The sequence below is a fragment of the Methanosarcina hadiensis genome (assembly GCF_046529725.1).
In the GTDB taxonomy this organism is placed as follows: Archaea; Halobacteriota; Methanosarcinia; order Methanosarcinales; family Methanosarcinaceae; genus Methanosarcina; species Methanosarcina hadiensis.
Map to the genome: position 1 here is coordinate 1,239,352 of NZ_CP136241.1, position 18,171 is coordinate 1,257,522.

12 protein-coding genes are annotated in these 18,171 nt (G+C 35.1%); 4 read left to right on the top strand and 8 right to left on the bottom strand.

All coding sequences use genetic code 11. The features are described 5' to 3' along the window. Positions 1–12: 12 nt before the first annotated feature. The 3 genes from RSJ42_RS05375 to RSJ42_RS05385 form a co-directional block, all read right to left on the bottom strand. On the bottom strand, positions 13–459 hold the full coding sequence (locus tag RSJ42_RS05375) for a CRISPR-associated protein Cas1 (RefSeq protein ID WP_410509644.1): 447 nt from the start codon (positions 457–459) through the stop codon (positions 13–15). A 93-nt stretch (positions 460–552) separates the two neighbouring features. Beyond that, positions 553–1,446 (bottom strand): carotenoid biosynthesis protein, encoded by an 894-nt coding sequence (locus tag RSJ42_RS05380; protein ID WP_410509645.1) that lies wholly within the window; start codon positions 1,444–1,446, stop codon positions 553–555. A 365-nt stretch (positions 1,447–1,811) separates the two neighbouring features. Next, the gene (locus tag RSJ42_RS05385; RefSeq protein WP_410509646.1) at positions 1,812–6,728 is read right to left on the bottom strand and encodes an NB-ARC domain-containing protein; all 4,917 of its coding nucleotides are present in this window, start codon (positions 6,726–6,728) and stop codon (positions 1,812–1,814) included. 804 nt (positions 6,729–7,532) lie between these two features. On the opposite strand from RSJ42_RS05385, the gene RSJ42_RS05390 reads away from it, so the two are divergent. After that, complete coding sequence (locus RSJ42_RS05390) at positions 7,533–7,994, top strand: YIP1 family protein (protein ID WP_410509647.1); 462 nt, start codon at positions 7,533–7,535, stop codon at positions 7,992–7,994. A gap of 313 nt (positions 7,995–8,307) precedes the next feature. Here RSJ42_RS05390 and RSJ42_RS05395 read toward each other — a convergent pair whose 3' ends face one another. From RSJ42_RS05395 to RSJ42_RS05405, 3 genes are all read right to left on the bottom strand, one after another. Further along, the gene (locus RSJ42_RS05395; protein WP_410509648.1) at positions 8,308–8,523 is read right to left on the bottom strand and encodes a hypothetical protein; all 216 of its coding nucleotides are present in this window, start codon (positions 8,521–8,523) and stop codon (positions 8,308–8,310) included. Between the two features lie 84 nt (positions 8,524–8,607). Further along, the gene (locus RSJ42_RS05400; RefSeq protein ID WP_410509649.1) at positions 8,608–8,856 is read right to left on the bottom strand and encodes a hypothetical protein; all 249 of its coding nucleotides are present in this window, start codon (positions 8,854–8,856) and stop codon (positions 8,608–8,610) included. A 406-nt stretch (positions 8,857–9,262) separates the two neighbouring features. After that, positions 9,263–10,255 (bottom strand): hypothetical protein, encoded by a 993-nt coding sequence (locus tag RSJ42_RS05405; RefSeq protein WP_410509650.1) that lies wholly within the window; start codon positions 10,253–10,255, stop codon positions 9,263–9,265. Positions 10,256–10,624: 369 nt separating this feature from the next. Here RSJ42_RS05405 and RSJ42_RS05410 point away from each other — a divergent pair, with 369 nt between their 5' ends. Next, complete coding sequence (locus RSJ42_RS05410; RefSeq protein ID WP_410509651.1) at positions 10,625–12,136, top strand: PKD domain-containing protein; 1,512 nt, start codon at positions 10,625–10,627, stop codon at positions 12,134–12,136. Positions 12,137–12,190: 54 nt separating this feature from the next. Here RSJ42_RS05410 and RSJ42_RS05415 read toward each other — a convergent pair whose 3' ends face one another. Further along, positions 12,191–12,706: a GNAT family N-acetyltransferase gene (locus RSJ42_RS05415; protein WP_410509652.1), complete on the bottom strand. Its 516-nt coding sequence runs from the start codon at positions 12,704–12,706 to the stop codon at positions 12,191–12,193. Between the two features lie 1,152 nt (positions 12,707–13,858). On the opposite strand from RSJ42_RS05415, the gene RSJ42_RS05420 reads away from it, so the two are divergent. Together RSJ42_RS05420 and RSJ42_RS05425 are read left to right on the top strand one after the other, a co-directional pair. Next, positions 13,859–14,377: a hypothetical protein gene (locus tag RSJ42_RS05420; protein WP_410509653.1), complete on the top strand. Its 519-nt coding sequence runs from the start codon at positions 13,859–13,861 to the stop codon at positions 14,375–14,377. Positions 14,378–14,450: 73 nt separating this feature from the next. Then, positions 14,451–15,659 carry a hypothetical protein gene (locus RSJ42_RS05425; protein WP_410509654.1) on the top strand — a complete coding sequence of 403 codons (1,209 nt, stop codon included), beginning with the start codon at positions 14,451–14,453 and terminating at the stop codon, positions 15,657–15,659. Positions 15,660–15,703: 44 nt separating this feature from the next. On the opposite strand, the gene RSJ42_RS05430 is transcribed toward RSJ42_RS05425, so the two are convergent. Beyond that, positions 15,704–17,710 (bottom strand): tetratricopeptide repeat protein, encoded by a 2,007-nt coding sequence (locus RSJ42_RS05430; protein WP_410509655.1) that lies wholly within the window; start codon positions 17,708–17,710, stop codon positions 15,704–15,706. Positions 17,711–18,171: the final 461 nt, after the last annotated feature.

Consider the following 18,171-nt stretch of genomic DNA (forward strand, 5'->3'; position numbering starts at 1 on the left):
ACAACAAAAAAATTAGATGTTTGCAACAAGTCTCTCCCATTGTTCCAAACGTTCTCTCACGTGAGCATTAAGAGTAAATGATTTATCTGACCTTGCATTTTGTTTCATATATTGCAAAATTTCTTTTGAAAAACCTAGCTTTTTCCAATCAGAATATGAAATACTAAGTATCTTCTGTCGTATGTCGCTTGAATCTTGTCGTTTTGTCTCATATTGAGGGTTTATAAAATCAATCTTTTTACGTTTACCAACCAAATACTGATCTAATTCCCTAGTCTTCAGGAACATGACATAACTCCACATTGTCATATTGCCTTGATAGCTAACTCTTTTGTTAAACCACAAATTAATCTCTTCAGTTAGTTTCTTAGTCCCAGTGTGTCTCAGACGCAAGGAATAACTTTCAGTTCTAATGAGATCCTTGTTTTCCATCCCAGTTGAGAATGGAAATCTGGACATTATTTTCTCCTCCCTAAGTTAGATATGCTCTTTTGTAATGCTCCCTCGTTGAGTCGGCCCTTAAAAGACGGGCTTAAGGATTGTAAAATGGGGTTAGTCGGTGGTCTGATTACTTACCTTCTCTGTTTTGCTTTCTTTATTAGACCTGTACCAGTAATTCAAAGCACCTCGGTGAAGCCCAAGTGCTATTATGCTCATAACTATACTTACCACCAGCAAAAAAGGCGGGTTCAGGATGGCTCCTGAGACTAATCCTGCTATCAGAAAATAGGCATGAAATCCGAGAGGCACAAGAAAAACAAATGCTGCCAGGGAACGGGCCGGGACTTTCGGGCGTAATGCCAGTATCAATAGCAGGGCGCTTCCTAAGACTGCAACGATGGTAGCATAATGTATCAGGTCATTGGGAATGTTAGTAATGAGCTCGTTGGTAATAAGCACGCCTGCTGTGCCGCATATTATAGCCCCTGCAGGGGAGAACCAGCGCCCCCAAAAACCAGGGAGCTTTGACAGCAATCGAAGGCTTGCCGAAAAAAAGAACACAACCCAGAACCATGCCCAGAAGTTGTTGTAAGGAACACCGAAGTACTGGTGATCAAACCCCTTTCCCCAATCCCACATGCCCAGCCGGATGGCTACTGCATCCATGGAAAGGTCGATGTTCAGGCCCATCAGCCCGTCGAGCACAGGCCGTGCCCACTCCGGAAGGCTGGTTTTATCGGAAAAGCCGCGCACGCTATAGATAATAGTTCCCCAGGCCACCCCAACAACCACAGGGACAGGCCCAAGCATTACCAGAAAGCTCCCATACTCATAAGCGTCGAGCTGCTGAATCGTAGCCCACTCCAGCAGCAAGCCGAAAATCACCCCCGCAAAAAGCTGCCAGACTACCGGAGAGCTTCGCTGCCACGCATTTTGCAGACAAACCAGAAAGAGCACTAAAACCAGAATCTCAAAGCCGAGAAAATATAGATTTAGCGAGGACATGCGCATTAAATACTGAATGACAGCTTAAAAAACTTGCGAGAATGTTTGATGATGTTAACCCTTCTTATATGAATAATTTCTCAAGAAATTAGGCAAAAAAAATCTTAATATTTCTTATTTTGATTGGAAAAAACTGGGGTTTTCTAAGGGGACTTTGCATTATATGAAGCAGAATGCAAAGTCTGATAAACCGCTTACTCTCAACAGCCATGTTTTGGAGAGGGTTAAAGCTTGGGAAAACTTGGTTTCAGGGGGTCAGGTTGAGACTTAAGAAATTTTATTTTTTAATGTTTAGGGCTAAGATTTGAAACTTAGGAGACAGGTTTTAAAGGACAATAAATAGAAATTTTTTCCAGTATACTTTTTTATGGCCACCATCGAGACACGTCTAAAATAGCTTGAGAAATTTCAAATAGAATGTCATCTTCACCCAATTCACTTATAACTGGTATTAATACGATAATATCCAAAAGTAAATTGCTTCGCGTACGTTCTCTGAGAATTTGAATTGCTTTTCTCCACCAAAAATAAAGATTATCCATAGGTAGATTTCTCAAATGTGGTAACATAATGTTAAACGCGTCTGCTCTTTTATTATCATTTTCAATCTTGAGGATTACATCAAAGGCTTTTTCTATCAGTTCTTCTTTTTTTTGACCATCTAATTTAGGATCGATAGACAAAAGTATCTTTGATATTCCAATGCCAGATTTTATCTTAGAGGCTACATTAAGGATTTTTTCTATGAAATCTTCCTTCTTTTGATCATCCAAATAAGGAACAATAGTTAAAAGTGTATTTGCTCTTACATGATCATTTTCAATCTTGTAGGCTGCATCAAGAATTTTTTCTATTATTTCTTCTTTTTTCTGTCTTTCCAAATAAGGAACAATAGCTGAAAGCGCCTCTGCTTTTGCATAATTATTATCTTTAATTTTTAAGGTTGCATCAAGGATTTTTTCTATTGTTTCTTCTTTTTTTTGTTCATCCAAATAAGGAACAATTGTTGAAAGTGCCTCTGCTCTCACATCATCATATTCAATCTTTGAGACTACGTCAAGAGCTCTTACTATTACTTTTTCTTGATCAACAAAATAAGGAACAATAGCTGAAAGTGCCGCTACACTTTCATACTCATAACCGTCACCTATAATTTTGGAGATTGAATCAAGGCATTTTTCTATCACTTCTTCTTTTTTTGGACTATCTAAATAGGGAATAATAGCTGAAAGTGCCAGAACTTTAGAAAAGTCACCATCATTATCTTCAATCATATAGGTAGCACCAAGTGCTTTTTCTATCACTTCTTCTTTTTTTTGTCCATTCAAATAAGGAATGATCTTTGAAAGCGACTCTCCTTTTGTATAATGATTACCTTTAATCTTGGAGGTGGTATCAAGGATTTTTTCTATCGTTTCTTCTTTTTTTTGTTCATCCAAATAAGGAACAATTGTTGATAGTACCAGCGCTCTTTCGCCATTATCTTTAATCCTGAAGACTATATCAAGTGCTTTTTGCTTTAGTTCTTCTTTTTTTTGTTCATCCAAGTAAGAAATAATAATTGAAAGTACCTCTGCTTTTTCATAATCATTTTCAATCCTGGAAGCTGCATCAAGTGCCTTTTCTAGAACCTCTACTTTTTTTTGTTCATCCAAATTAGGAAAAATAGCTAAAAGTGATCGAACTCTTTCATTATTAGGTTGAATATCGGAAGCTATATCAAAGGCTTTTTCTATGACTTCTTCTTTTTTTTGACAACATAAATGAGGAATAATAGTTGAAAGTGATTTAACTCTTTTATTATGATCATTAATCTTGAAGACTGCGCCGAGTGCTTTTTCTATCGCTTCTTCTTTTTTTTGTTCATCCAAGTAAGGAACAACAGTTGAAAGCGCATCAGTTATTTCAGATTCATTATCTTCAATTCTGTATGCTGCATCAAGGGCCTTACCTGTCACGTCTTCTTTTTTTTGTCCATCCAAATAAGGAACAATGGCTGAAAGTGTCCGAACTTTCGTATAATTGTCTTTTATCTTGGAGGCTACATCAAGGGCTTTTTCCATTACTTCTTCTTTTTTTTGTCCATCCAAATAAGGAGAGATGCCTGAAAGTAAAAATGCTCTTTTATTGTTATCTTTAATTTTGAAAGCTAAATCAAGTGTTTTTTCCATCGTTTCTTCTTTTTTTTGTCCTTTCAAATAAGGAATAATAGTTAAAAGTGCCTCTGCTCTTACGTTATTATCTTCAATCATATAGGCTGCATTAAGGGTCTTATCTATCACTTCTTCTTTTTTTTGTCCACCCAAATAAGGAACAATGGCTAAAAGTGCCACCACAACATTGGAGGCTTCATAAAGAGCTTCTTCTATCACTTTTTCTTTTTTTTGATCGTCTAAATAAGGAACAATTGTTGAGAGAGCCCCCGTTATAAAACAACCATTATATTTAATCATGAAGATTGCATCAAATGCTTTTTCTATAACTTCTTCCTTTTTTTGGCCCTCCAAATAAGGAACAATAGCTGAAAGTGCCCTTACTATTCTGTGTTTGTCATTTTGAATCTTATAGGCCGCATCAAGTGCTTTTTCTATAACTCTTTCTTTTTTTGGACTATCTAAATAAGGAACAATAGCTGAAAGTGCTCGAGCTCTTTCATCATTAGATTGAATATTGGAAGCTAAATCGAGTGCTTTTTCTATCATTCCCTCTTTTCTTTTACCATCCAAATAAGGAACAATAGCTGAAAGCGCCATAAATATACAATAATCATTAACTTCAATCATAGAGATTGCATCAAGTGCTTTTTCTATCATTTCTTCCTTTTTTTGATCCTCCAAATAAGGAACAATAGCTGAAAGTAAGCATGCTCTTTCATAATTATCTTTAATCTTAGAGGCTGCATCAAGAGCTTTTTCTATAACCTCTTCTTTTTTTATGTACTCACCTGTTATCCTCTGATAAATCGAGATCAATTTAGTTGCTCTTTTATAGGGGTCCGGTTCCTTTTGTGCGTATGTGAATACCTGAACTTCAGTCCATTTCTTAGTTTCAAGAAACTCAACCAATAGTTCTACAGGGATATTAGCTGACAAACTGTTTATTGAAGTGTAAATAAGAGCATAGCGAGTTTCTTGTCCTATAGAGGAGGCTTTACCTACCTGTTCTATTTGGTGTATCGACTCTTTTTCAGATAAATTCCAGGCTCTTATTACATCTTCAATAAAAACTGCATTTAGTTCCAGGGATTCGAGTGTCTCATACCAGCCGTTTTTACCATTTTCGTTTTCCTCGCGTAGTAATAAATGAATATATTCAATCTTCCCTGCCTTTTCTAAGTGCCAAGTAAGGTGACTGTGAATGTAGGCATCATCTTTTAGTGTATGCCACAATTCTTTTTTCTGTGTCTGTAATTGATAACGGTTTAATAAGAAGGTGTGGGCTTCCTTAAGTTTTACACCTAATCCAGGAAGAGATGTGGCTTTTTTTGTATCAGGCGAGGATGTTAAACAATAGAGAGCAATATCGTGAAGAAGGTCATGCATTCGGTATGTTTCAAGTTTTTCATCCTCCAAATTAATTGTAGAACTTCGGATCAGCAGACCTTCTCCCCAAAGACCTTCTAGTATCTCTCCAGCTTCTACGGTATCTATATCCCAGAGAGTAGAGACCATTTTTTTATTTATTTTAACATCTTCAGGCAAAACTCCAAGCCAGATAAAGTTCTTCCATACGTTTTCATTACATGATCTTAGAGCTTTTAAACTTAAGTTTAAGGATGCTTCTAGACCTTCTTCCCCCTTTCCAAATATTCGTGGGCTTTCTAAAACACCAAGGCGTGCAATTTCCTCTTCAAGAGCCTCATGAAGTTTGGTCCAAGAATAACCTCCTCTTATCCTTTTAGCTGCCAGATTTAGAGCTAATGGAAGATAACCAACACCTTTAGCAACTTTAAGAGCATTTTCTTTTTCGTTTTCATCCCAACAGTCTTTGAGAGCGTTTCTAAATAGTTCCAAAGCCTGTTCTTTTGTCATCACGTTCAAAGGATAAGATTCTGCACTCAAATCATCAGCTATGTAAGCTTTCCTTGTTGTTATTATAGTCTGGCAGTTAGACCCACCTACTAAAAAAGGTTTCACATCACTGGAGTCCCAAGCATCATCTATAACTAAAAGAATACGTTTTTTACAGAGCAGTGATCTAAGATGAATTGATGCTGTTTCTGTTGTGGTATGAATGGTTTGGTAATCTCCAAGAGCTTGTATCCAATTGTTTAACAAAGAGAGTTTATCAGGTTCTTGTCCTAAAGGAGCCCATAGAATCCCGTCTGAAAAGTAATTTTGAACATCCTCATCATGGCCCAGTACAGTGGCAAGAGTTGTTTTTCCAATACCTCCTAATCCCTGAATCGCGGTAATAGAAAGTATTCTTCTTGATTTGTTGCTATTAAGAAGGTAGTTTTTGATCTCTTCTTTCTTAGGTGTTTCTACAAACTCTTCGGTTAACGGTGGAACTTGAAATATTCTACAAGGAGCATTAGAATTTTTTTCAGAACTAATGCTCTCCAACATTTGTGGCATTGCTTGGGCCATAATGTCTACCTGGCGGGCCATAGTATCCACCTGGTAGGCCATAGTAGGAATGTAGTTTAAGTTTTGGATCATAGAGGGAACAGAAGTTAATACTAGGTCAATCTTAATACCTAATTGAATCAGCAACTGCGTTTCTAAAATATTACTTAAAGCTTGGTTCCTCTCGATCTCGCATGCAAAATGATTACACATTTGACTTAAAATGTTCCTCTCTACAGATTTATTGTAACAATCTGGAGCTTTACCATTTCCAATTTCTGCTCTTTCAATAAGTTCAGTTTTAATCTTTTGAAACGCTTCTGACGTTGGATCTCCTTGAATTAAAATGAATTTAATTTCATCCAATAATTCAATTGTTGGTTCCCCATATTCTGCTTTTTCCACTGCTTTTAATTCATCTTCAAGTGATAGTTTTTTCGTTTCTAACCAACGAAGCTGGCCTGATAACTTAAAGTTACCTCTTTGCAGGGGATATTCATGCTTTAATTCATTTAAACAACTATCGCAAATACTTAGAAGCGATAATATGAAAGAGCGATTCAATGCCTTTTGCATATCGTTATTAACTATTTTGCCAACATGAACTTGCTCTGAAATATTCTGTGCAATAGAAACTAATTTCGAGTCAGCCCTATTTCCTAGGATACCAGAAATACAAGTCGTTAAAAACCATGGCAAAAATAATTCTAACATTATTATCTCCATTTGTTTTTAATCAAAAAAATTGGTTTAATACTTAAGAAAAATTTACTATTTTGTATCTGAAGAGAAACACAAACTTATTCACATTAACGAAAATAAAGTTATCGAAATTTGCTTATAGTTGATAACTTGAAAAACGAGTTTTGTTTTTAAATCTAGGAAGAGAGAAGGGAAGCTAAATTTGATCAGTGACGAAATGATTCCAAAATATTTCGTTCATGAATTGTGAATATTAATCCGCTCCGACATCTTAAAGCTGGTTTATTGGCTAGGTTCTGATAAACTATGGGAAGAATTAATTTAAAGTTAAACAACAGCCAAGTTAAACAACATCTAAAAATTAACAATTATGCAAGATTCTCACAAAACATCGTATACTTTTGTTGTTATATATCCCCGAAAATTAGTGTGAGGGATAGTAATTGGATCTTTATCTGACGCCTATTTAACTCTTTTTTAATTCTAAATTATAGAAAAAGATAAAAAAGGTATCAACACAAGAAGTTGAAAAATATCCCGGACAAGCAGGACATTGGATCTTAGTAATTCTGCTGGGGAAATGCTTTACACAAAAATCGGCCTTTTACTGGAAAGTTAACTTTGCAATCTCCCTACAAAAATTACATTCAATATAAAGAATCTAAGAAATTATGGGGTTATGCACTAATTTGTATAATATTCAAATAATCTTAAGGCACCTTTAAATAAGACTTTTACATATTTTTTATTATGTCATCAAATTACATCAAGACTTGGATAAAAGTCACTTCTACACCTTCCGATTTTTATAGTAAAATGCCAACCACCGGAGCATATAACGAGCCGCTTACTTTTGTAGCCATAAACTATCTAATATTTGGGTTTTTGACTGTACTTTTTGACCCCGAAATTATGGAAGGTTTGTATGATAGTGCTGTAGAGTTCAGCCTTATTGCCATATTCATGACTGTATTTATGATAGTCTTGGGTATTATCTCTACCTTTTTCGGAGCTGCAATTTATGACGCCATTTATAAATTGCTCGGGGGAACAGGAGATTATAGAGGTACTGTGAGGTTCATATCTTATACATCTTCTGTGCTGGCATTCGCCTGGATTCCTGTTATAGGCTGGTTTTTACAGTTATATGGAATATACCTCTATATTGTGGGCGGTAAGTTTGTACATAACGTCAGCATGGAGAAATCTGCAATAGCTATTTTTCTGCCTATATTATTCATTATCATAATAGGCGCTATTGGAGCATTAGCAGCTTAAAAAGCACCAGAAAGAAGCTAATAAAGAAATGCTCGTTTTATTTTCCCTGAATTAGCTTATTATAATCAAAACTAAGTTTAATTGATCAAAATAGGAGTAAGAAAAGTGATAGATTATCTATTTCTTTTTAACGTTTTTAGTTTTGTACTGGCGATGAGATACGTATTTACAGATTACTCTGAGAAATACTTCAAGTGGCTCGAGCAACATCCTGTATGGACATGTGTAATATTACTTTTTGTCGCTTTACTATCCTATAAACCAGATGTTTAAGTCCGCTCAAAGCCAAATGAAAAATTCGATAACTTGCAGCTTATTCTTTCGCTTCAGGGTCTTTAGCGTCATGAATTGTTGAGTTTTCAACTGCGAGGTCATTATTTTCTTCAAGGCCATGATTTGCAACGTCGGCTAAAATCATTGAGATGAAATATATGAAGAAACCGTAGAATATTATATTCTGCGGATTTGTCTTTGCATATTCAATTGTGTATGTCAAGCCATACATTAAAAGTACAGCATCGACTACCAATACTGCATAAATGTAGTTTGTTTTACATTTCTGCTTACTATCCGATAACCACAATGGTGAATACCACAAAAACAATAGTAGCCATCACATGCTTCTTTGTTTTATTTTGAGAATCGCAATCGAGACTGGTAAACCAATAACCACTATTGGAATCAAGTCTATTATTGTAAATATTGGCTCAAACGCCGGATCGTCTAAATTAGTATTGTCAGGCATCAATAAAAAAAATAACATAAAGAGCATAAACTGCATTACACCTGTGCCAATCCACGATACTATATACAGAAGATTCGGATGTGCTATACCCCATTCCTTAAAACTTTCGAAGCTCATTTGGCATCCCTTATGAAAACTCTTTTACCCCATCTCCCAAATTTGGAATAAATTTTGCATTTATGCTCAAATTTGCTATCAACTAGCTAGCTATAACATTGATTTTAAGTTAGAATATCCAGTTAAAATTAGGAATCATATTACATATTTATTTAGTAAGTTATAAAATTATGCATTGAGAGTCTTGAGTCATCTTTTTTACTCTAAAAAGTTATAAAATTTAAATTGTGTCAACTTTAGCTTATCCCATGCATGAACTTCCTGTTATATCCGCCAGTCCATTGCCACTAAAGAATAGTTTTTCTGATTTTTATAGGAATTAAAAGAAAAAAATGAGAAATGTTTTTAATTGTAACTTATCTGGAACTTTCCAATTTTATACTCCGTACTGCAAAGAAGCTTCGCCTTAAGAGTTTGAAACTGAAAGATTATATAAAAATATATGATTACCTTCCTGGTCTTCCGGATCATTGCTTGCGCGAATGTATACTATTTTGTCGTCGTAAATTGCAGGATGATGTGCAGATGTAATAACAGTTGTCTCATTAGTTGAGATATTGTACACACAAACATCGTTTGACAAGTTATTTCCTACCCAGTATTGTTTTTCCCAAACTATTCTATCACCATAGACATCTGGACTAGTCGAATTACCATCAAAAGTTACCTGACGTGTTTCATGCTTAGCAATATCTGTCATGTAGACGTCCCTTGATTCATTTTTGCTTTCTATCCACACGATGATGTTTCCGTAAATTTCACCTCCCCCTCCTCTAACACTTCTGCTGATGTCACTTAATCTCTTTGTGGGTATGTCGTATATCGAAGTATTTCTACTCCATTCGCTTGAATTTACCTGATTTACCCGTCCCCATACAATCTTATCCCCATAAACAGAAGCATGGTAGGTGGCATGCGTATATGGAACCAGTTGAACTTCTTTATTGGTACTGAAGTTGTATAAATACAAACTATTATACATATCATTTTGATAAGAGACAGGCAGACAGTCAACAGATTTTGACCTTACATACACAAGATAATCACCATAAACCGCTGGTGAGCTCGCGTTAACAATTTTAATCTCTTTGCCAGTGGAAATGTTATATACAATCACGCTTCCATCGTCACACCATATAATTTTATCTCCCTGAATAGATGGGCTACTTTCCGCATGCCCCAGTCCGGTTATGTTTCCAGTAGTCAAGTTATACATGTAGGCTCCATTAGTAAAAGTATCAGCCCATGTAACGATATTTCCATAGATTGATGTACTCAATATTAACCTCGAACTTACGATCATAGTCTCTTTGCCAGCATTTGCTATTGATGTAAAGCTCGTTAGAAAAATCAAAGCTAGAATTAGATGTATTATTTTGTTCCCCACATTAATCCCCATAAAGGATGTAATACCGGAAAACTACATCAACATTACTGCCCATTAGCAATATGGGGAAAAAGAAAGAAAAACGGATATGGGAAATTACTTATTTTTTTCAACGTCCCGTATTGCTTTCCGGATAGGTTCCATATTATGCAGGCGTTTTCTGCAATCACTTCATCCAGGCTGTAAATTACAGATTGTGTTTTCATTTTTACTTGAATTAACAGATGTATTATTGACAACTCTGGATTATCGTCATATTTCGATTATTCAGCAATTACATATTAAAATTAAAGAAAAAAAATCTGAAGAAATTAGGATTTAATTAGCATTGATTTTTTTGAATGATGATATTTCTGGATATTGGGGGGTGGAGAAAAATAAATGAAAAATAAGGGAGAGTTACGTTCAATACCTTTAGCAATGTTAGTTTTACTCTTTTTTATTCTTGGTACATTCGAGGCGTCGGCTGGAACAGAAACCCGGCTCACGAATGGTGAGCGACTAACCAGTTCCATAGCAATTTACGGTAATATAGTTACATGGTCAGAGACTGCCGGCAATGGGGTACACGTATATGATCTGGCTTCCGGAAAAATAATAAATGCAGGATATTCATGGGGAGGTAATATTCCTGTATATGGTAATAAGATCGTGTGGGCTGACATAGATGAAAATATCATGATATATGATATTTCTACCGATAACGGAACCAGGATATCATCGAACGGGAGTTCTCCTGATATTTACGAAAACGATGTGGTATATTCTAAGAACTATTATTCTGACCAGGATCACCAGAATTATGCAATTTATCTTCATGATTTCAATACTGGCAGTGAAACTAAGATAGCTGCTGTTCACAGCTATCCTGCAATATATGATAAAACAGTTGTATGGTCTCAAGCTAACGGCAGCGATAGTTATGACATCTGCAAATATGATATATTTACTAACCAGACAAGCGTAATAACAACTATAAATAGCAGCTATATATCCAGACTCGATATATATGATAATATAACAGTATGGGAAGAATCAGGTAACGTGTATATGTGTGATTTAGCTTCCGGCAAAAAAACTCAGATAACTAATAACGGAGATACATACGAGCCTGCAATCTATGGAAAACGGATTGTATATACAGAAGGCCGCCTCTATGGTGATATTTACACTTACGACATATCTACTGCTAAAAAAACCCGCATAACTACCAGCAATGCAGCTTTCAGTCCATCTATTTATGAAGATAAAATCTTATATGCAGACAGTCGAGATTCGGAATATAGTGAGGCAAGAGACCTTTATCTATATGATCTCTCCTCAACAGTACAGAGTCTTCCTGTAGCTGAGTTTTCTGCAAATGTAACTTCCGGAACTATGCCTTTAGTCGTGAGATTTACGGATATCAGCACAGGTGCAGTACCCACTTCATGGTACTGGGACTTTGGAGACGGTATTTACTCAAAACACGCCATGAATGCAACCCACACGTTTACAGATCCAGGAATATATGACATTACTTTAACAGCAGCAAATGAAGCAGGCAATAGTACGGTAACAAAACCGGGTTATATTACTGTGACTCCCCCGCAGGCACCAGTAGCAGATTTCTCCACTAATGTAACCTCAGGACCAGCACCTCTAACCGTATTATTCGCTGCAACGGATAAAGGCGGAGCCATAAGTGAAATCGAAGCACCTGCGTCATGGTACTGGGATTTCGGCGATGGAATCAATTCAAGGGATTCAGTTGCGGTTCACACATTTACAAAACCAGGAAACTATACAATCAGCCTGACTGTGGAAAACATTATAGGGAACAATACAACGACAAGACCGGGTTACATAGTTGTTACCGATCCGGACGACTTCGGATGCGAACTTCAGCAGTAAGATTACAGAGGGGTATACTCTCTATCTTTTCCTTTCGCCGATCCATCGCATAACTCAGTCTTCGAGTAGTTTTAATTCCATAATATAGCATTTCTCGTTTTGGCCACATACGTTCTCTGTTTTTTCAATTATTTGGAAACCCATTTTTTCGTACAACTTTATAGCAGGGGTATTCTTTATATTTACATACAGTAGAATTGAATATATCCTGTTCAGCTTCATTTCCTTTATGCTTTCTTCAAGAAGCTTCCTTCCGTATCCTTTTCCCCTGAATTTATCGTCAATTGCAGTCGAGTAAATTATAGATTTTATTCTCAGCCCTTTGAATGAAAGTTCCGGTTTTAGATAATATGAACAGTAGCCTATAATTTTATCCTGGATTTTAATTACGTAAAAAATCTTTGCCAATTTTTTTGAATATTTTATAAGGTTTTTTTGGTTCTTACTATCGAATGCCTCTGCCTGGATTCTAATAACTTCCGGAAGCATTGTTTCATTTACAGACACGACATCTTTCTTCTCGATACTTTTCCATTTTTTTAAAAGATGAGCACCAGTAGCGTCACGCATAAACTTATAAAAGTATATCAGCAGTGTTACTAGTAAGATGTAACTTGTTAAATGAAATATAAAATCACCTTTATCAAAATAGCTTGATGCCTGTTAACATGTCCTTAATTCGAAGCTACTATGGAACAATAGAATAAAAGCTTTAAGAAAATATTTTGCGCAATAGCTAAGAATTATTACCGTAGAAAGAGGTGTTACTGTAACTTGCATTACACTTAAAAAATTAACTTTTTATTAAATTTGCATTATGGAATTCAGGTCGTTTTTTAATAAGGGCACCTCTTTTAAATTTGGGTTGTGTACTTCTATTTAAAAGGTAAAAACTCGAGATCCTTATTATTCATAATCTTAACGCGAAAAATCAAATTCAAATTCACGAATGCCTTCCTGAACAATTACATTTTCCAGCAGCCAGCAGAAACAAAGAAAAAAGGAACAAAAACAGAAAAATCAGGTCAGCGGCGGAAGAGCCTGAACCCTTTACTTACGCCATCAAGCGTGAGCGATATAAGAACCTTTGACAGTCTTCGTATTCCCCTTTGCAGTATTTCGATATCATTTCAGCAGATAATTTACCTTTTTTTGGAGCAACTTCGCATGTACAGGTTTCGCTGTTTGAATCCGGATTTTCTATTATGAGATAACGGCAATACACTCAAAACACCTCTAATATATTACTACCTGAATTATCCGTACATACATAAAACAATATCTGCTGAAACATTTCTCTAGATTACAGAGATAACCCCTAATTAGAATTATAAACTAAAAACTGTGCTGATTATTCAGCTGGGTTGTAAAAATCCTATAAATAAATATTGGAGCATCGTGGACAGCTAAATAACTTTGACATTAGAGTAAGGTTCTAAAGGAGTGGCATAAACTGGATATATCTTGATCTATGCCGCTATAAGTCAGATAATGATTTTATTATGTATGTTAGAAAATCTTTAAAGTTTTCAGTTTTTAATGTACGGGATAAAGCTTATAATATAATGTATAAAATAAGTAACAGATAATATAATAATAATTGTTACAATAAATATATATGCAGGATTTTCAAATAGAAATTAACTGACAAGTGAGAGACATTTCGAACATAAATGCTTTTGTTTGAATCTCAAGACATGTTTCTCTTATTAGGGGATATATATGGACATTATGACCGATTTATCCATGAAAATTGCAGAGGCCGCTGTTCCTGATGAAATTGATCTAGCACCTCTTATGACCGAAGCTTTCATCCAAGGAGGAAAGGAAAGACAATCTCTTTTTATAAAACAGGAAAGCTCAGGACTTGGAGCTTTTGGACTAACTGAGGGCATTTTCCTATTTCCATGGATCTTAAAAGGAATATCTATTACAGCCCATCTTATACCCCAGTTTTTGTCAATAGACGATCTCTACCTTGAAGAAGTGTACCATTTTCTTGGCATAGGCCATCTTCTAGGTATATTTGGTAAAAGTGAGACAAAGGAAAAGACTGATCAGCTGCCGGAAGAATACGAAAAACCTTTAAAAAGCCTCTTTAACACATTTTCGTCAGAATTAGAAGCTGCTGGACTTCCTGAAGAACAGTGCGATAGGATAATTGCAAATGTTCTTGTTACACTGCGAAAAAATCCATCAGTTTCACTAGAGTTCGTGGAAAGGGTTGCTGCATCGAAGTGATAATGTGTCCGAAGGTACAAAATGCCAGTCCTTTCCTCCATGGTTATGGATATGGTTTATTTTGTACGTGTATATGTTACCTAGTCAAATAGAACTATTTAGAGAAGATCTTGGAACTTTTTTATTTTCCGCAGATCCCGCATATGCGAACTTGACTCTTATTACCAGATTTAAGTTAGTAAATGCTCCCTACTGGATTCCTTCCATATTTTTATTTTTAGGCGCTTTAAGTGTTTTGTTCCCCTTCATACGGACGTATTACGTTGAAAAAAAATATAAATTAACTGGAAGTTATCAGAAAATCCCTGCAATAATAGAAATTGAAGATTTTCTCAAATTGCACGCCCCCAATCTAAAAATCAAGACTAACCTTATTAGCCAAAGTGATGAAGTGTTTATCTATCCTGTAGGGTACCGTAAGACAGGCATAGCAATATTTGGAAAGTTTATCAAATCCTGGCGCTTAGACAGAGAAAGGTCTCAAGAAGTACTTCTTCATGAGATTGGTCATTACAGAAATGGAGATGCTTTAATTCTCGGATCAGGTAGTTTTTTTGAATTTGTAGTTAAGCACTCTATAGGTATTATCGCCTTCTTTCTATTAATTCAGATATCTCTAGTTTTTATTGACCTGACAGAATCTGCCTCTAATGTCACCTTTCTAGCTAGAATGTTCCTTCTATACACACTGACAGACCCAATAGTTATTTTCTTCCAAACGTTAGCCTTCTTTACTCTTCCTATTGCAGGCATATGGTCTGCAGAACTTAACGCAGACAGATTCATGTTGACATCAAAAATAAATTCTAGCAAAAGTTCATTGAAAGTAATAGGAAAACTGAAAAAGGAAGAGTCGTTTAAACAATGGCTTCTTGTTCAAGTAACTCATCCTCCAAATCTTCTAAGGCGCTGGATGGCTTCTCACACTTATGAAGAGAGAAGTGTTTTTCTACTTCTCTTTCTTTTTCCCCTAGCTCATTTGTTTCAATTATTTATGCTAATATTCTACGCGTTAGCTAGTTACATCATAATATTTCTCTTAGGGAGAAGTAATATTCAAGAATTTTCTGAAAAGCTGCTCAAATATATAATGATATATGTAGATGCGAGGTCATTTACGTGGTTATTTTTTTCCATTGTAGTTATACTATGGCCTATATTAGCAGTTTATTGGATTAGATTTTTTTCAGGAATTCATGAAATACATAATATGGGACACTACAAATCTTACTTCTTATGTTCATTGGTTTTGTTCTGCGCTTTTGTCCTTTCATACTCTTAAAAAATCTGAATATTGAGGTTACAATCTCAATATTCATTGAAATTTCAGAACTTCTCATTGGTGCTTAATAGTTTTTTAAATTCTTCATTACCCCACAAATGTTCAAATTTACTGTCTACTCCAGCCATTTCTTTATATGCCGGATTGATTTCTATAGCGTGCTTTAGATCAGATATTGATCTATCTGTTTCATTAGTAAGAGAATACACGCATGCACGATTATACCAAGCAAGTGAGAATGCAGAATTAAGCTCAATTGCTTTACTGTAAGCCTTTATTGCTTCTTCGTAGTTACCTATCCAGAAAAATGATGATCCTTTATCGTTCCAGGCTTCTGCGTCATTGGGATCAATTTCAAGCGCTTTATCATATGCTTTTATTGCTTCCTCATATTTGCCTAGTTTAAAAAGAGCCAGTCCTTTGTTATACCAGATAAGTGAATTTTTAGGGTCAATTTCGAGTGCTTTATCAAAGGCTTTCATTGCTTCATCGTTGTTGCCTATTTTACTAAGATTGATTGCCTTATTAACCCATGCACGTAAATTTTGAGGATCAATTTCAAGTACTCTATCGTATGCTTTCATTGCTTCTTCATAACTACCCAGCATAGAAAGAAAATTTCCTTTGTTAATTAAAGCATCAATGTTTTGTGGATCATTTTCAATTACTTTATTAAAGGCATTTATCGCTTCTTCGAAATGACCTAACTGAGAAAGAGTTAATCCTTTATTATACCAGGCATTTGAGTAGTTAGGGTTAATTTCTACTGCTTTATCATAAGCCTTTATTGCTTCCTCGTAATTACCTGAACTAGAAAGAGTGTTCCCTTTATTATTCCATGCAACTGAATCTTGAGGGTTAATTTCAATAGCTTTATCGTATGAATTTAATGCTTCGGTATAATTACCGGAGTTATTAAAGGCTAATCCTTTATTATTCCAAGCAAATGAGTTTTGAGGGTTGAGCTCAGTCGCTTTGTTATATGCTTTTATTGCTTCCTCGTAATTGCTTAGACTAAAAAAGGAGTTTCCTTTATTATACCAAGCATCCGCGTATTCTGGATCAACTTCAATTGCTTTATCAAATGCTTTTATTGCTTCCTCATAGCGACCAGAATTATAAAGAGCTAATCCCTGATCGTTCAATGAGCCTTTTGAATCATCAGAATCACTTATAATTGCTCTGTTATGAGCTTTTAAAGATTCTTCGTAATTAGTCATATGGCCAAATGCTATTTCTCTATTGTTCCAGGCAAGTGAGTTTTGAGGATTAATTTCAAGCGCTCTATCATATGCTTTTATCGCTTCTTCATAGTCGCCTAAACTGGATAGAACTAATCCTTTAGTGCACCAAGCAGATGAATGTTGAGGATCAAGTTTAATTGCCTGGTTGCAGGCTTTTATTGCTTCTTCATAATCACCTAAATTATACAGAGCATTTCCTTTATCAGCCCACGAATTTGGATCTGTAGAATTTATTTTAATTAGTATATCATAAGTTTCTACTGCCTCTCGATAATTGCCTGAACTAGACAAAACCAATCCTTTATTACGCAAGGCAAAGGAATTTTTAGGGTCAATTTCAATTGACTTGTCATACGATTTTATCGCTTCTTCATAACTACCTAGTATGGACAGAATATTTCCCTTATTATTCCAAGCTTCGGTCAATTGAGAATTTATTTCTATGGCCTTATCATAACTCTGGAGTGATTCATTATATTTACCCATTTGATAGTAAGCATAGCCTTTATTACTCCATGCATTGGCAAATTCAGGGTATATCTCTATAGCCTGATTATAGGCTTCAATTGACTCATTATATTTATTTGCTTTAATAAAGAAATTTCCGATTTCAAACCATTCTTCAGCAGATGTACCTGATGATGTCGTTTCTGTAGAATTTAGGGATATCACCTGTGCATTTGTATTAGGGCCCGAATTGTTTTCATCCGGGTCTAGACTCATGCATCCCAAAGTAGAAATAACTAAAGTAATAATGATTAAAAGCTCTATAAATTTAGTTCTGGGAATAATACTCCGGGTTTTCATTAAAGATCTCCTGACATTTCAATAATCATTTAAGTTGTGTATATTTGAAAATAAGTGAAACTATGATAATGAAAAAAAATAGTTAAGAAAAAGAAGAAATACCTCCAAAAATAATGAAAAAAATTAAATATCTAAAATAAGGTTAATTTTAAATAGTAAAATATAACTCGAAATACACATATTACAGTTAAGAGTTATACGAAGTTAATATTTTTAATAAGAATATTTTTAAAGATTTATTTTTGAGGAACTTATATTTTTGAAAGGTCTGAAAACTAGCTTAAACTTATCATTCTCTGCAAAATAGGTTAAAAGTACTCTCCTATTCAAAAGTTATCTTTTCCGAAATAAAGAATCTAAAATATTTTTCTTTAAACATACAATTTTTAATTTTTTGGGTAGCTCTATATTACCTAAAATTAAGCTGAAAGCACCTTACAGTTTAGAACGATACAAAATTA

Excerpts from the sequence above, each read along its gene's own strand:
- RSJ42_RS05375 (WP_410509644.1), bottom strand. The coding sequence starts at position 459 with ATGTCCAGATTTCCATTCTCAACTGGGATGGAAAACAAGGATCTCATT.
- RSJ42_RS05380 (WP_410509645.1), bottom strand. The coding sequence starts at position 1,446 with ATGTCCTCGCTAAATCTATATTTTCTCGGCTTTGAGATTCTGGTTTTA.
- RSJ42_RS05385 (WP_410509646.1), bottom strand. The coding sequence starts at position 6,728 with ATGTTAGAATTATTTTTGCCATGGTTTTTAACGACTTGTATTTCTGGT.
- RSJ42_RS05390 (WP_410509647.1), top strand. The coding sequence starts at position 7,533 with ATGCCAACCACCGGAGCATATAACGAGCCGCTTACTTTTGTAGCCATA.
- RSJ42_RS05400 (WP_410509649.1), bottom strand. The coding sequence starts at position 8,856 with ATGAGCTTCGAAAGTTTTAAGGAATGGGGTATAGCACATCCGAATCTT.
- RSJ42_RS05405 (WP_410509650.1), bottom strand. The coding sequence starts at position 10,255 with ATGGGGATTAATGTGGGGAACAAAATAATACATCTAATTCTAGCTTTG.
- RSJ42_RS05410 (WP_410509651.1), top strand. The coding sequence starts at position 10,625 with ATGAAAAATAAGGGAGAGTTACGTTCAATACCTTTAGCAATGTTAGTT.
- RSJ42_RS05415 (WP_410509652.1), bottom strand. The coding sequence starts at position 12,706 with ATGCGTGACGCTACTGGTGCTCATCTTTTAAAAAAATGGAAAAGTATC.
- RSJ42_RS05420 (WP_410509653.1), top strand. The coding sequence starts at position 13,859 with ATGGACATTATGACCGATTTATCCATGAAAATTGCAGAGGCCGCTGTT.
- RSJ42_RS05425 (WP_410509654.1), top strand. The coding sequence starts at position 14,451 with ATGTTACCTAGTCAAATAGAACTATTTAGAGAAGATCTTGGAACTTTT.
- RSJ42_RS05430 (WP_410509655.1), bottom strand. The coding sequence starts at position 17,710 with ATGAAAACCCGGAGTATTATTCCCAGAACTAAATTTATAGAGCTTTTA.